Source organism: Azospirillum brasilense (assembly GCF_007827815.1).
GTDB lineage: Bacteria > Pseudomonadota > Alphaproteobacteria > Azospirillales > Azospirillaceae > Azospirillum > Azospirillum brasilense_C.
The window spans coordinates 76,840-90,425 of record NZ_VITH01000018.1 but is presented as its reverse complement, the minus strand read 5'-3'; the positions used below and the strand labels follow the sequence as shown (position 1 = coordinate 90,425).

General features: G+C 70.0%; 12 protein-coding genes. 4 read left to right on the top strand and 8 right to left on the bottom strand.

Going from position 1 to position 13,586, the window contains the following annotated elements; translation table 11 throughout:
- The first annotated feature begins 36 nt into the window (after positions 1–36).
- The gene (locus FBZ83_RS27365) at positions 37–801 is read left to right on the top strand and encodes a glycosyltransferase family 2 protein (protein ID WP_145689944.1); all 765 of its coding nucleotides are present in this window, start codon (positions 37–39) and stop codon (positions 799–801) included.
- On the opposite strand, the gene FBZ83_RS27360 is transcribed toward FBZ83_RS27365, so the two are convergent.
- From FBZ83_RS27360 to FBZ83_RS27335, 6 genes are all read right to left on the bottom strand, one after another.
- Entirely contained in the window at positions 792–1,025 is a 234-nt protein-coding gene (locus FBZ83_RS27360; RefSeq protein ID WP_035678364.1) for a hypothetical protein, read from the bottom strand. The genes FBZ83_RS27365 and FBZ83_RS27360 overlap by 10 nt on opposite strands.
- Before the next feature lie 280 nt (positions 1,026–1,305).
- Positions 1,306–1,512, bottom strand: a complete 207-nt coding sequence (locus FBZ83_RS27355) for a DUF1656 domain-containing protein (protein WP_014198238.1) — start codon at positions 1,510–1,512, stop codon at positions 1,306–1,308.
- Positions 1,509–3,611 carry an FUSC family protein gene (locus FBZ83_RS27350; RefSeq protein WP_145689943.1) on the bottom strand — a complete coding sequence of 701 codons (2,103 nt, stop codon included), beginning with the start codon at positions 3,609–3,611 and terminating at the stop codon, positions 1,509–1,511. Before FBZ83_RS27350 ends, FBZ83_RS27355 begins: the two co-directional genes overlap by 4 nt.
- On the bottom strand, positions 3,608–4,513 hold the full coding sequence (locus FBZ83_RS27345) for an efflux RND transporter periplasmic adaptor subunit (protein ID WP_145689942.1): 906 nt from the start codon (positions 4,511–4,513) through the stop codon (positions 3,608–3,610). Before FBZ83_RS27345 ends, FBZ83_RS27350 begins: the two co-directional genes overlap by 4 nt.
- A gap of 279 nt (positions 4,514–4,792) precedes the next feature.
- Positions 4,793–5,269: a MarR family winged helix-turn-helix transcriptional regulator gene (locus FBZ83_RS27340; RefSeq protein WP_145689941.1), complete on the bottom strand. Its 477-nt coding sequence runs from the start codon at positions 5,267–5,269 to the stop codon at positions 4,793–4,795.
- A 57-nt stretch (positions 5,270–5,326) separates the two neighbouring features.
- Positions 5,327–6,226, bottom strand: coding sequence for a LysR substrate-binding domain-containing protein (locus tag FBZ83_RS27335; protein ID WP_145689940.1), 900 nt, complete (start codon positions 6,224–6,226; stop codon positions 5,327–5,329).
- 129 nt (positions 6,227–6,355) lie between these two features.
- Between FBZ83_RS27335 and FBZ83_RS27330 the strand changes: the two genes are divergently transcribed.
- Both FBZ83_RS27330 and FBZ83_RS27325 read left to right on the top strand, forming a co-directional pair.
- Entirely contained in the window at positions 6,356–7,549 is a 1,194-nt protein-coding gene (locus tag FBZ83_RS27330; protein ID WP_145689939.1) for an MFS transporter, read from the top strand.
- A 39-nt stretch (positions 7,550–7,588) separates the two neighbouring features.
- Positions 7,589–8,413: an aldo/keto reductase gene (locus FBZ83_RS27325; protein ID WP_145689938.1), complete on the top strand. Its 825-nt coding sequence runs from the start codon at positions 7,589–7,591 to the stop codon at positions 8,411–8,413.
- Positions 8,414–8,459: 46 nt separating this feature from the next.
- Here FBZ83_RS27325 and FBZ83_RS27320 read toward each other — a convergent pair whose 3' ends face one another.
- Both FBZ83_RS27320 and FBZ83_RS27315 read right to left on the bottom strand, forming a co-directional pair.
- Positions 8,460–10,241, bottom strand: coding sequence for an SLC13 family permease (locus tag FBZ83_RS27320; RefSeq protein WP_145689937.1), 1,782 nt, complete (start codon positions 10,239–10,241; stop codon positions 8,460–8,462).
- A 33-nt stretch (positions 10,242–10,274) separates the two neighbouring features.
- A complete protein-coding gene (locus FBZ83_RS27315) occupies positions 10,275–12,293 on the bottom strand; it encodes an AsmA family protein (protein ID WP_145689936.1) in 2,019 nt (672 codons plus the stop codon).
- Between the two features lie 189 nt (positions 12,294–12,482).
- Here FBZ83_RS27315 and FBZ83_RS27310 point away from each other — a divergent pair, with 189 nt between their 5' ends.
- Entirely contained in the window at positions 12,483–13,586 is a 1,104-nt protein-coding gene (locus tag FBZ83_RS27310) for a hypothetical protein (protein WP_145689935.1), read from the top strand.

The window sequence follows — 13,586 nt, the reverse complement described above, 5'->3', positions numbered from 1 at the left end:
AGCGGTGGGGGCACCGCCTGTTGCGAAGGAGAGACCATGGCCGACCGGCCGCTCGTCAGCATCATCACGCCAAGCTGGGGACGGGAGGATGTCCTGCCGCTGTGCCACGCGCGCGTCCTGACGCAGACCGTTCCCGACATCGAGTGGCTGGTGTTCGACGACAGCCCGCGCCCGTCCGCCTATCTCCAGCCGCTCGCCGGGCCGCGGCTGAAGTATTTCTATGCGCCGCGCCGCTACGCCATCGGGGAGAAGCGCAACATCCTGGCCGAGCACGCGCGCGGCGAAATCATCGTCCATTTCGACGACGACGACTTCTACGCGCCCACCTATGTGGAGCGGCTGCTCGGCTGGCTGGAGGCGGGGCACGACGCGGTGACTCTTTCCGGCTGGTTCCTGCACAGCGCGGTGCACGGGACCTTCGGCTATTGGGACACGGCGCGCGGCGGCTCCCATCACCGCTGGGGCCGCACGGCGCGGTCCTATGTCGAGGCGGCGGAGACGCCGCCCTCCGACGACAATCTGCTGGGCTACGGCTTCTCCTACGCCTACCGGCGGTCGGTGTGGGAGGCGGTGCGCTTCCCGCCGGTCAACGCCTGCGAGGACGCGCCCTTCATGAAGGCGGCGCGGGAGCGCTTCCGCGTCGCCGCCTTTCCGGACGCCGAGGGGCTGTGCCTGCACACCCTGCACGCCCGGAGCACCAGCCTGTGCCTGCCGCAATACGAATTGCCGTCCCTGCTGCTGGAGCGCCTGTTCGGACCGGAGATCGCAGCCTACACGGGAAGCGGCGTGGGTCAGACCTGAACGTCGAGATACATGCCGCGGCGGTAATTGCGCGGCAGCGTCAGGATGCCGTTGACCAGAAGGCTGGCCAGTTCGCGGACGCTGGGGATGCGCTGGCGCCCGCCGCCGACCTGCTCCGCCCGGTTGCGGACGCCGACCGCACCCGGCGACGCGACTCGCCCGCCCCCGACCTCGGAGCGGATCGGTTCGTTGGAGCGGTCACCGGTGCGTCGCGTTTCAACCATGGCCGATATTTACCGCGAAAGCCGCCCCGCCGGCAAGGCGGAGCCGGCGCGGTCCATCCGTTGTCGCGCTGCGTTCCACACACCCTCTTCCGGGGCGGGTGAGGGAATCGAGCCCAACCGCCCCATCGCTTGACAAACTGTTATATCAGCGGTAACCGATACGTCTCTAAACCTTACGGTTTGGATGGGTATAGGTGGTTCGGGGCGTCGGAGGGAAGTCCATAACAATAAGCGCCCCGACCCGCCTTTCCTCAGCCAGCGCCGCCGCCGCCGCTGCCGCTCAGCGCAACCACGCGGTCAGCGCTGTCAGCGCGCTCAGCACCAGCACGTAGAGCGCCAGATCGAACAGCGGCGGGTGCCAGACCCAGCCGTAGAAGCCCACCGCCCGCAGGCCGCGCCGCAGCAGGCCCGAGACGAACCACGCGGCGATCGCCAGGATCAGCAGTGGCGGGATGAACAGCCCGTAGATGTCGATTTCGCCGATCATGCGGTCACCGGTTCGCGAAGCGATTCGCTGGAGGATTCAGGCGCGGCGAAGGTCAGATGCGGGAACAGGGCGCGGCGCAGGCCGGCCAGCGCGATCACCGCCCGGTCGCGCTCCGCCGACCGCGGCTCGGCCGACAGGTTGGACAGGGCGGCGTCCATCATCGGCAGGACCTCCGCCGGGGGGGTGCCGAGGCGGCGGCTGGACAGGCCGCGGAAATGCTGCCCCACCGCCCCCAGGAGCCGCGCCACATGGGGAGCCGCCGGGCCACCCAGCGCACGGCGGGCGCGCTGCAGTTCCGCGAGGTTCAGCCCGACGCGCAGGTCGTTCACCGCGTCTGCGGCGGCGAGGTCCTGCTGCGGACCGGCCAGCGCCAGACGGGAGGAGAGCAGCCCGACGCGGTCGAGCATCCGGTTCTCGAAGCTGCCCACCGGAATGCCGGAGCGGGCGGCGGTCATCGCCGCGATCTCCCGCCAGCCGGCGCGGAGCAGGCGGCGGGCGCTCCACGCCGCGCCGACCGAGCGGCAGAGCTGGGTGACCAGAAGCGCCGTGGTGATTCCGACCACCTGGGCCACGTTGCTGTTCAGGAAGGACGCGAAGTCCCCCGACCCGAGGTCGAGCAGGCTGAGCGAGCCGACCACCCCCATCAGCAGGGCCATCGCCTTGCCCATGGTCGCCGGGCGGGCGATGAAGACCCCCAGCGTCAGGAAGGTCGGGGCGAGGCCCAGCACCAGCATGGGGAAGCTGTCGAAGGACGGCAGCACGACCAGCAGGTAGAAGGCGGCCAGCGGCACCGACAGCAGGGTGAAGACCAGGAACAGCCGGATGCCCGGCGCCGGATCGTCCAGCGAAGCGAAGAAGCAGCAGAAGACCGCCGTCATCATCGCCGCCGTCGATCCCGACGACCAGCCGGTGCCGATCCAGAAGGCGCAGACCACCGCGATCCCGAGCAGCGCCGCGAAGCCCGACCACAGCGCCATGCCAGCGTCGAGATGGAAGACGTCGCGCGAGCGGCGGCGGGTCAGCGGATCGAGACGCTCCGGCAGGCTGCCCTTGCCGTCGCGGATGTGCGCCCGCAGATCGCGGCAATCCTGGTGGATGTCCACCAGCGAGCGCAGCCGGGTCAGCAGGTTGAGAAGGGTCGCCTCCTTCCAGCCGGTGCCCGCGCCGATGACCGGGGACAGCCGGGCGATCTCGGCGCGCAGGCGCTCGGCGCCGCCCTCCTCATCATCGCCCCCAACTGGATCACCACCCACCCAGCGGTCGAGATCGGCCAGCAGGGCGGAGACCTCGGCGGGCAGTTCGCCGCGCAGGGCGTCCAGCCGGTCCTCGATGCCCGCGGTCAGCGGCAGCAGATAGGCCATGCGGTCCTGCATCGCCCGCACCGCCCGCGTCATCCAGCGCACCTCCGACGTGTCGTAGGGCAGATGGGTCGCCATGACGCGCAGTTCGGTGATGTCGCGGGCGAGCTTCTGGCGCTCCTGCGCGTTGGCCGCGCCCTCCGGCGCCCGCTCGCGCGACAGGGCCTCACGGGTCCAGCGCTCCGCGTCGCGCAGCGTAGCGTCCAGCCGGCCGAGCAGCGCCGGCCCGACGCTCTGCGGGAAGACCACGCTATGCACCACGGTGGCGCAGAGGATGCCGATCAGGATCTCCTCGACGCGGGCCAGACCGGTGTCGAAGATGGTCGACGGGTCGGTCACCGCGGGAAAGCCGATCAGGCCGATGGTGTAGCCGGCCAGCATGAACAGATAGCTGCGCGGCGTGCGGTCGAGCAGCGAGATGAACAGGCAGACCGCGACCCACAGCCCCAGCGCCAAAGTCAGCAGCTCCGGCGAATCAGCCAAAGCCGGCACCAGGGCGATGGCCCCGGCGCAGCCCAGCGCCGTCCCGACGACGCGGAAGACCGCTTTCGAGCGCACGGCGCCCGAAAGCGGGCCGGAGACGATGTAGGCGGTCGCCATCGCCCAGAAGGGCCGCGGCAGTCCCATGGAAAAGGCGATGTAGAGCGCCGCCATGGCCGCCGCGAAGGCCTTGACCGAGAACAGCGCCTCGTTGAGTGAGAGCAGTTTCAGCGAGACCAGTTTCAGGACGGGCGTCTTCATTGCCCGGCCACCCGCTCGGCGGGCGCCTCCTGCTCCGCCCCCCGCACCACCTCGACGGTGACGGTGCGCCCGGCGACGAGGTCGCGCGGGTCGGGGACCTGCTCCAGCGCGACGCGCACGGGGATGCGCTGGGCCAGACGGACCCAGTTGAAGGTGGGGTTGACGTTGGGCAGCAGGCCGGTGCCTTCGGTGCGGTCGCGGTCGACGATGGCGTGGGTCACGCTGTCCACCCGGCCGGCCAGCCGCTCCGGCTCGCCCATGATGGTGACGCGGACCGGGTCGCCGACGCGGATGCGCGGCAGCTTGGTCTCTTCGAAATAGCCGACGACGTAGAAGGAATGGCGGTCGATCACCGCGACCACCGGCTGGCCCGCCGTCACGTAGTTGCCGGCCTTGAGCTGGAGGTTGGTGACGAAGCCGTCCACCGTCGCCTGCACCTCCGTCCGCTCCAGGTTGAAGCGGGCGAGGTCGAGCGCCGCCTCCATCTGGCGGGCGGCGGCGGCGGCTTTGGCCTGGGCGGAGGCGACCTCCTGCCGCTGGGCGGTGGAGACGACGTTGTTGCCGAGCTGCGCGTAGCGGTCGGCCTCGGCCTTGCGGAAGGACAGCTCGGCGCGGGCGCTTTCCAGGTTGGCCTCGGCCTGATCGACGGCGAGGCGGTAGCGGCTGGGATCGACGACGAACAGGACGTCGCCCTTGCGGACCGCCTGGTTGTCGATGACCCGCACCTCGGTCACCAGACCGGCGACGTCGGAGGACACCTGCACCACGTCGGCCCGCACCCGCCCGTCGCGGGTCCAGGGCTCGTTCATGTAGTAGTCCCACAGCCACCAGCCGCCGCCGACGGCGCCGAGCGTGACGACCAGCGTGACCGTGATCCGAATGAGGAGGGAGAAGAGTTTCACCGTGGTTCGTCCTTGCGCTCGACCGGCGCGGCCGGGAGCGATGTTTGCGAATCCAACCCTCTCCCGCCTCTCGCGCCCGCTTGCGGGCGCTGACGGCGTCAGGCGGCCTATGGCCGCCGAGAGCCCCGGGAGAGGGTACCCGCGAAGCGGGCGGGTGAGGGTCGCACGAGGATCGTGGCGCTGATCCTTGGCGGCCCCCTCACCCTTCCCACGCCTGCGGCGCGGGCCCCTTCCCTCTCCCGGGGCGGGAGAGGGGAATTCCATTGCCATAAACCCCCGTCAGCCCTTCATGGCTCGGGCGTTCGACTCAATCGCCGCCATGGCCCGCATGGCGCCGGCGATCTCCGGACCCGAGGCGCCTTCGAGCAGGCGGCGGCGCACGTCGTTCAGCGCGGCGTTCACACGGACCAGCAGGTCGCGGCCCTCGTCGGTCAGGTGCAGGGTCTTGGCCCGCCGGTCGTCCGGCGCCTCCCGACGCTCGACCAGCTTCGCGGCCTCCAGGCTGTCGAGCAGCCGGACCAGCGACGGCCCCTCCACCCCCATCTCCTCGGCCAGCTCGCGCTGGCGCATCCCGTCACCCAGTTCGTTGAGGAGCATCAGCGGCGAGATGACGGAAGAGGAGAAGCCGCTCTCCGCCAGCACCTTGTTCGCCTCCCGCCGCCACAGATGGGCGGCGCGGAACAGGTGGATGCCGAAGTTGGACGGAAAGTCCGGGGCGGGAGTGGGAGCGGGGGTGGGCGGGCCGTTCGATTGCATGCCTATTTAATAGCTTTGCTATCTATTTTCGGCAAGACGCCCTACCCCGCCACTCGGTCATTGCAGGCATGCGCGCATCCGCGGCGTCATATGGTCGAGGAAGGCGCGGACCCGGTGCGGCACCCGTTCCCGCCCGGTGTAGACGGCGTGGATCTCCTCGCGGTCGACCAGCACGTCGTCGAGCACGCTGACCAGCCGCCCGACGGCGAGGTCGTTGCGGATGTGGTACTCGGCCAGCCGGGCCAGACCGAGGCCGAGCAGGGCCATGTGGCGCACCGTCTCGCCGTTGTTGGCGACGATGCGCGTGTCGATCTCGCGGTCGACCAACCGCCCGCCGGACTTCAGCGGCCACACCGCGGCGGCGCGGCGGAAGTTGAAGCCCAGGCAGTCGTGACGCTCCAGATCGGCGGCGCTCTCCGGCCTCCCCTTGCGCTCCAGATAGTCCGACGACGCCACGATGCGCCGCCGCACGTCGCCCAGCCGCACCGCCAGCAGCGCCGAGTCGGACAGCCGACCGGCGCGGAAGGCCACGTCGGTCCGCGCCGCGTAGAGGTCCACCACCTCGTCGGTCAGGGTCAGGTCCAGGCGGATGCCGGGATAGTCCCGCGTGAAGTCGGGCAGCAGCGGCAGCAGGCAATGCCGCCCGAAGGGCACCGACACGCTGATGCGGATCAGGCCGGTGGGCGAGCGGGCGCCGCCCGCCACCTCCGCCTCCATGGCGTCGAGGTCGCCCAGCAGGCTTTCGGCCCGCTCGCGGTACAGCTCGCCCTCCGCGGTCAGGCGCAGCCGGCGGGTGGAGCGCTCAATCAGCCGCACGCCGAGCCGCTCCTCCAGCCGGGTCACCAGCTTGGCGGTGGAGGACGGGGTCATGCCGACCTCGCGCCCGGCGGCGCTGAAGCTGCCGAGTGCGGCGACGCGCAGGAAGACCCTCATGTCCCAAGCCCGGCTGTCGCTCATCGGGTGTGCCCTTTCGCCGATCTTGTCATTGAATGACACGATCATGCGAAAACGGACGGCATTCCGCATCCTGGCTTTTTGGCTCATCTGATGTGTCCTGCACAGCTCGCATGGATGGAGCCTTCAGTCATGCCACTCGCACTGCTGGCGCTGGCGATCAGCGCCTACGCCATCGGGACGACGGAGTTCGTCATCGTCGGCCTGCTGCCGACCGTCGCCACCGATCTGAACGTCAGCCTGCCGATGGCCGGCATGGTGGTCAGCGTCTACGCCCTGGGGGTCACCGTCGGCGCCCCGGTCCTGACCGCGCTGACCGGCCGGCTGCGGCGCAAGCCGCTGCTGCTCGGCCTGATGGGCCTCTTCATCGCCGGCAACCTGCTGGCCGGGGTCAGCCCCAACTACGAGACGCTGCTGGCCGCCCGCGTGCTCAGCGCCTTCGCGCACGGCGTCTTCTTCTCGGTCGGCGCGACCATCGCCGCCGATCTGGTGCCGGAGGACAAGCGCGCCTCGGCCATCGCCATGATGTTCTCCGGCCTGACCATCGCCATCGTCACCGGCGTGCCGATGGGCACCTGGATCGGCCAGAATTTCGGCTGGCGCGCCACCTTCCTGGCGGTGTCCGCGCTGGGCGTGATCGGCGCGCTGGGCGTCGCGGCTCTGGTCCCGGCGAAGCTCAGCCAGCCGCCCGCCGCCGGCCTCGGCACGCAGGTTCGCGTGCTGGCCAAGCCGCGCCTGCTGCTGGCCTTCGCCATCACGGCGCTGGGTTATGGCGGGACCTTCGTCGCCTTCACCTACTTGGCGCCGATCCTGGAGACGATCACCGGCTTCTCCAGCGGCACGGTCAGCCTCGTCCTGGTGCTCTACGGGGCGGCCATCGCGGTCGGCAACATGGTGGGCGGCAAGCTCGCCAACCGCAACCCGGTCCGCGCGCTGGCGTGGCTGTTCGCCCTCCAGGCGGTGGTGCTGATCGTCTTCACCTTCACCGCCTCCAGCCCGGTTCCGGCGCTGGTGACGCTGGCCGGCATGGGCGCGTTGGCCTTCGCCAACGTGCCGGGGCTCCAGCTCTACGTCGTGCAGTTGGCGCAGCGCCACGCGCCGGGCGCGGTGGACGTCGCCTCGGCCCTGAACATCGCCGCCTTCAACCTGGGCATCGCCGCCGGCGCCTTCTTCGGCGGGCGGGTGGTGGACAGCGCGCTCGGCCTCGCGGCAACACCGTGGGTGGGTGGGCTGTTCGTCCTGGGTGGGCTGGCGCTGACCCTGCTCAGCGGCGCGCTCGACCGCAAGGACGGGCGCCACGGCGCCGCCATTGCGCAATCCGCCTGATACACTGACAAAAACACAGCCCTCGAGAGGATCAGACCCATGCACACCGTGAGCGCCAACGGCGCCTCCATCCCCGCCCTCGGCTTCGGCACCTTCCGCATGAGCGGCCCCGACGTGCTGCGCATGGTGCCGGAGGTCCTGAAGCTCGGCTTCCGCCACATCGACACCGCGCAGATCTACGGCAACGAGAGCGAGGTCGGCGAGGCCATCAAGGCGTCCGGCCTGCCGCGCGGCGAGATCTTCCTGACCACCAAGGTCTGGGTCAGCAACTACAAGGCCGACGACTTCCGCCGCTCGGTGGACGAGAGTCTGGCGAAGCTGCGGACCGACTGCGTGGACCTGCTGCTGCTCCACTGGCCGAACGAGGCCGTGCCGCTCGCCGAGCAGATCGAGTCGCTGAACGCCGTCCGGGCCGCCGGCAAGACCCGCCACATCGGCGTCAGCAACTTCAACCGGGCGCTGCTGGACGAGTCCGTGCGCCTCAGCAAAGCGCCGATCGTGACCAACCAGATCGAGTATCACCCCTATCTCGACCAGTCGGTGATGCTGGAGGCGGCGCGCCGCCATGGCCAGTCGGTCACCGCCTATTACGCCATGGCCGACGGCAAGGTTTTCAAGGACCCGGTGCTGACCGACATCGCCGCCCGGCTGGGCCGGAGCCCCGCCCAGGTGGTCCTGCGCTGGCTGGTGCAGCAGGAGGGGGTGATCGCCCTGTCGAAGACGGTCGGCGAGAAGCGTGCCGCCGAGAACCTTGCCGTCTTCGACTTCGAACTGTCGGAGGCGGACATGGCGGCCATCCACGGCCTCGCCCGCCCCGACGGGCGGATCGTCAGCCCGGACGGTCTGGCCCCCGCCTGGGATTGAGGGAGCATTCCTCTCCCTCTCCCGGGGCGGGAGAGGGAGAGGGCGCCTAATGCGGCACCATGGGCCAGAACAGCGCGATCGCACCGGTGCCCAGCACGATCACGATCAGCGACAGCGGCAGGCCGAGGCGCGCGTAGTCGCTGAAGCGGTAGCCGCCCGGCCCCATGACCAGCGTGTTGCACTGGTGCCCGATGGGGGTGAGGAAGTCGCAGCCAGCCCCCACGGCCACCGCCATCAGGAAGGCGTCGGGCCGCAGGCCCAGATGGTTGGCGAGGCTGGCCGCGATGGGGGCCATCACCAGCACGGTGGCCGCGTTGTTCAGGAAGGGCGTCACCGCCATCGCCGCCACCAGCATCATCGCCAGCGCGCCGATGGGCGGCATCCCCTGCGCCGCGATGGACAGCCAGCCGGCGATCAGCTCCGTCCCGCCGGTGGTGCGCAACGCTTCGCTGACCGGGATCAGGGCGCCCAGCAGCACCAGGATCGGCCACTCGATCGACTCGTAGGCCTCCTTCAGCGTGATCACCCGCAGCGCCGTCATGGCGACCGCCGCACCGAAGAAGGCGAGCGTCACCGGGACGAGGCTGGTCGCCACCAGACCGATGGTCACCGCCATCACGGCCAGCGCGATCCGCCGCTTGCGCCGCCGCCCGATGGACAGGTTGCGCTCCGCCAGCGGCAGGCAGCCCAGTTCGTTCAGCGTGTCCGACAACCCCGCCGCCCGCGCCTGGAGAACGACCAGATCGCCCGGCTGGAAGCGGACGCGGCGCAGCCTCTGGCGGATCGGCCGGCCGCGCCGGCTGAGCGCCAGCAGGTTGGCGCCGTAGCGCTCGCGCAGCTCGACATCCTCGACGTTGCTGCCGATCAGGGGGGAGCGCGGCTCCACCACCGCTTCGAGGACCGCCAGATCCTCGTCGCTTTCCACCCCCTCCAGCTCCTTCTCGTGCATCAGCTCCAGGCCGGCGTGCTTCACGAGGTCGCCCAGCGCCTGGGTGTCGGCCTCCAGCACCAGCACGTCGCCCGCGAGCAGCACCCAGTGGCCGGACGGGATGTGGCGGCGGTGCCGGCCGCGGATGATCGCCGCCACCGTCACGTCGCCCTCGCCATAGGCCTCCAGGTCGGCCACCGTCTTTCCGACGAAGGGCGACTTCTCCGGCAGCAGCGCCTCCGCCGTGTAGTCGTCGATGGAGAAGCCCCCGGCACTGCCCGACGCCGCCTGCCGGCCGGTGGGCAGAAGGCGGTAGCCGACGGTCAGGAAGGCCACCCCCGCCACCGCGACGGTCAGGCCGACCGGCGTGAAGTCGAACATGCCGAAGGGTTCCCCAACCATCTCGTTGCGCAGGCGGCTGACGATGATGTTGGGGGAGGTGCCGACCAGCGTCATCAGCCCGCCGAGAAGCGAGCCGAAGGCCATCGGCATCAGCAGAGACGACACCTTCGTCCCGTTGCGCCGCGCCACCTGCATGGCGATGGGCATGAAGATGGCGAGCGCCCCGATGTTCTTGACCACCGCGGAGAGCAGCGTCACCGCCCCCGTCAACACGATGATCTGCGCCGGCACGGTCTTCATGCGGGCGCTGAGCGGGCGCATCACCTCCTCGACGATGCCGGAGCGGCCGACCGCCGCGCTGACCACCAGCGCGGAGCCGACGATGATGACGATGTCGTCGGAAAAGCCGGCGAAAGCGTCCTTTGGCTTGACGATCCCGACGGCCACCGCCGCCAGCAGCGCCAACATGGCGACGAGATCGTAGCGCAGCTTGTCCCAGATCAGCAGCGCGATCACCGCGCCGATGATGCCGAAGGCGAGTCCCTGGTCGAGCGTCATGCAGCCCTTTTTTCGGGAATTGTTGGTGCGTCGTTACTGGGATTTGCCGGAGGATGAGCCCGATGGCGCCGCGTCGCGCCCCTTGCCGGCCCCGCTGGAGCCGGTGTTGGCGTTCGACGGCGACCGGGCGTTCCGGACAAGTTCGCCGCAGTGTGGCTGCTCGTCACTGCCTGGGTCAAGAAAAGGCAGGACGCTGGCGAGCGGAGTCAGCAGGACGCCCAGCGCCACCGCCGCCGCGCCGCGCGCCGCCGACTCCGCCGCGTTCACCCCGATGTCCGGCGCCCCCAGGGTGCCGCGGACATGGACCGGGACATGGGTGGCAAAGATCTGGGGGCTTTTGGCCCGCCCCAGCACGGTCAGGTCCATCGCCTCGCTGCGCAGGTTGATCGTGCCGTCGGCCGTCACCAGCGTTTCCGGCGTGTCGAGCACCAACGCGCGGCTTTCCACCAGCCCGTCCTTCACCGCCACGTCGGCGACCAGACAGTTGAAGGGCAAGGGTTTGTCGCCGGACAGGACCACGCCCAGCGTTTCCAGGATGTTGGTCTTCAGCCCCTTGACCGCGTAGCTGGTGATCCGGCCGCCGTCCACGGCAACGCCCAGCTTGCCGTCGGAGGACCCCAGGATGTTGGCGACCGTGGTCCCCTGCCCCTTCAGCTGGATGCGCCCGCTGGCCGTGCCGCCCATCTCCTGCGCGAAGGCCGTCTCGCGGAACAGGCGGGCCAGCTTGATCTGCCGAACGTCCAGGTTCACGTCCAACGCCGGGGTCTTCCGCCCGCCGTCGAGCACCGCCGTCCCGGCCACCCGCCCGCCGCCGACGCCGAGCGACAGCGGGTCGAGCACCAGCCGCCCGTTCTCCAGCTTCGCCCGCGCGTCGAGCGCGTCCAGCGTGGAGAAGGGCGCCTCCACATGCTCGCCACGGAACTTCACGTCCATGTCGGCGGTGCGCAGCTTCTCCAGCGGCACCTCGGTGGCCGGGATGATCCGCTCCCGCCCCTTGGTCGGGTAGTCGCCGCGGCCTTCCGGCGAGGCGCCGATGAAGCCCGCCAGATCGATCGCCGCCAGCTTGCGCGACGTGAGGTCGCCGGTGATCCGCGGACGCTCGCCACCCAGATCGACCGCCACCTGTCCGGACAGGTCGCTTTCGCCGACCTTGCCCTTCATCCCCTCGAACCGCCAGACGTCGCCCTCCCGCCCGAGATGGCCGGAAATGGCGTAGGGCCGCGTTGTCGGCACCGGAATGCCCAGGATCGGGAAGACGTCGGCCAGATCGTCGCCGCGCAGTTCCACCGACAGGTCGACGCCCTGGAGCAGCACCGGCTCGGCGATCGAGCCCTCGATCTTGCCGCGCGTCTTGCCGATGGCCGTCTCGACGCGCAGCGGATAGGGCTTGGGATCGTCGCGCAGATACTCCAGCGAGCCGCCGGCCGCCGTCAGGGTGAAGGGCTTGCCGGCGAAGTCACCCTTGCCCTCCAGCCGGACCTCCTGGTCGCCGTTGCCGCCGACCGCCGTGTTGACGCCGCTGTCGATGTCGATCTTGCGGGTCGGGTCGCGGAAGCGCATACGCCCCTCCTCGACCACCAGCGTCTCGATGATCGGCAGGTCGGTGCGGTCTTCCGGCTTCACCGTCTCCTTCGCCGCCTCCTTGCGCGGGTCCGGCCCGCCGAAGTCCCAGTTGGCGGCGCCCTCGCGGTTCTTCTCCAGAAGCAGCCTGGGACCGGTGAGGCGGATTTCCGGAAACTCGAAATCGCCGCGCAGCAGCGGCCAGGGGCGGAGTTGAAGATCCAGCACCCGCAGCTCCGCCATCGTCTTGTCGTCGCTCCACTCCGCGTTGGCGACCCGAAGCCCCTCGACGCGGATGCGCAGCGGGTCCCCCAACCGGACGTGGAGATCGCCGTCGATGGCGACCTCGCGGTTCAGCGCCTTGGACGCCTGCCGGGCGATGAAGCCGCGGGCGTCGTTCCAGTCGAAGACGGCCAGGGCGATGCCGACGCCCGCCGCCACCGTCACCACCAGCCCCAACAGGCCGTAGCCGATCCATTTCACCACGGCCATCCGCCACGCCCCCTTGCCTGTCCGCACCGCACCCTCTGGCTGAATAACGGGCAAATGACCGCCGGTGTGGCGCCTTACCTCCAAAGGGCTGAGGAAAGGATGATCTTGTGCGGATTTAACGAAAAATTGAGCGAATCATGCTAGGGGTGGTACCGCACGGCGTTCCACTTCCCTCCCGACCCGAGAACCATGCGTTCACTTACGAATTTTGCTCCCTCCACCTTCGAGGAGCGCGGCGCCGCCGTGGCCTTCACCACCCCGGTGCTGGCGCAGACGCGGGTGCGCAAGGACGACCGGGACAAGCTGGAGGTTCTGATTCCCAACCTGTCGGACGGGCACGGCGTCTATGTGGTGCCGTGGAAGGGTCTGCCGCTCGCCTTCCCGATGACCGTCCACGACCGCATGCTGCAGGACCTGATCCGCAAGGCGGACGGCTGCTCGCCGGACGACATCCGCAAGGCGGTGCTCCAGGCGGCGCGCTGCGGCCTCGCCGGACCGCTGGCCGTCGAGGCGGCGGAGGCGGCGCTGCGCGACGAGGACGAGCAGCGGCTGCTCATCAACTACCAGCTCATCGTCGAGGTGCTGAAGGCGGTCGGGCTGGAATCGACCGACATCCTGCGCGCCGGCCTCGGCTCGGAAAAGGGCGAGCAGCTGACCCGCAGCTACATGACCAAGGCGGCCCAGAGCCTCGCCCTGGAGCCGACCGAACTCTACGCGCGCGTGGCCGAGCTGGCGACCTTCATGGAGCCGGTGGGCATCGCCACCTCGCCGAAGCCGGCGCGGCTCCGCCGTCTGGCCCGCGACCTGCTGCAGTTCCGCGACAGCTTGACCGACTGGGCGAACGGCAGCGTGTCGGAGGCCGCCCCCATCGGCACCTTCTGCGCGGAGGTGGCGGAGCACACGCTCAACCAGGTCCGCAACGTGGTGAACCAGCTCGACCAGTCGGTCGCCGCTTTTGAAACGCTGCTGCGCCAGTGGGACACCAAGCGCACGCTGGTGCGCAGGTCGACCACCCGGCTGTCCTGGCTGCTCGACGGCTGGGACTTCATCATCACGAGCTGGGCGGAGGCCCAGACCCGGAGCAAGCACGAGCAGGACATGACCGTGCACGAGCTGTTCCGCGTCCTGCCCCTGCTGCCCAAGGACGAGGAGAAGTCCGACCACGCGCTGCTGGCCGACCGGCTTCTCGCCTCGAACCGCCGCACGGTACGGGCCTATGTGGACTGGCGCAGCGGCCAGCTCGACATGGACCTCGTGATGCGGATCGAGGCGATCAAGGCGAAGGCGGCCTGA

What these genes read in the sequence shown, in the direction of transcription:
- FBZ83_RS27310 (WP_145689935.1), top strand. Translation starts at nt 12,483, where the DNA reads ATGCGTTCACTTACGAATTTTGCTCCCTCCACCTTCGAGGAGCGCGGC.
- FBZ83_RS27350 (WP_145689943.1), bottom strand. Translation starts at nt 3,611, where the DNA reads ATGAAGACGCCCGTCCTGAAACTGGTCTCGCTGAAACTGCTCTCACTC.
- FBZ83_RS27365 (WP_145689944.1), top strand. Translation starts at nt 37, where the DNA reads ATGGCCGACCGGCCGCTCGTCAGCATCATCACGCCAAGCTGGGGACGG.
- FBZ83_RS27355 (WP_014198238.1), bottom strand. Translation starts at nt 1,512, where the DNA reads ATGATCGGCGAAATCGACATCTACGGGCTGTTCATCCCGCCACTGCTG.
- FBZ83_RS27360 (WP_035678364.1), bottom strand. Translation starts at nt 1,025, where the DNA reads ATGGTTGAAACGCGACGCACCGGTGACCGCTCCAACGAACCGATCCGC.
- FBZ83_RS27335 (WP_145689940.1), bottom strand. Translation starts at nt 6,226, where the DNA reads ATGAGCGACAGCCGGGCTTGGGACATGAGGGTCTTCCTGCGCGTCGCC.
- FBZ83_RS27320 (WP_145689937.1), bottom strand. Translation starts at nt 10,241, where the DNA reads ATGACGCTCGACCAGGGACTCGCCTTCGGCATCATCGGCGCGGTGATC.
- FBZ83_RS27330 (WP_145689939.1), top strand. Translation starts at nt 6,356, where the DNA reads ATGCCACTCGCACTGCTGGCGCTGGCGATCAGCGCCTACGCCATCGGG.
- FBZ83_RS27325 (WP_145689938.1), top strand. Translation starts at nt 7,589, where the DNA reads ATGCACACCGTGAGCGCCAACGGCGCCTCCATCCCCGCCCTCGGCTTC.
- FBZ83_RS27315 (WP_145689936.1), bottom strand. Translation starts at nt 12,293, where the DNA reads ATGGCCGTGGTGAAATGGATCGGCTACGGCCTGTTGGGGCTGGTGGTG.
- FBZ83_RS27340 (WP_145689941.1), bottom strand. Translation starts at nt 5,269, where the DNA reads ATGCAATCGAACGGCCCGCCCACCCCCGCTCCCACTCCCGCCCCGGAC.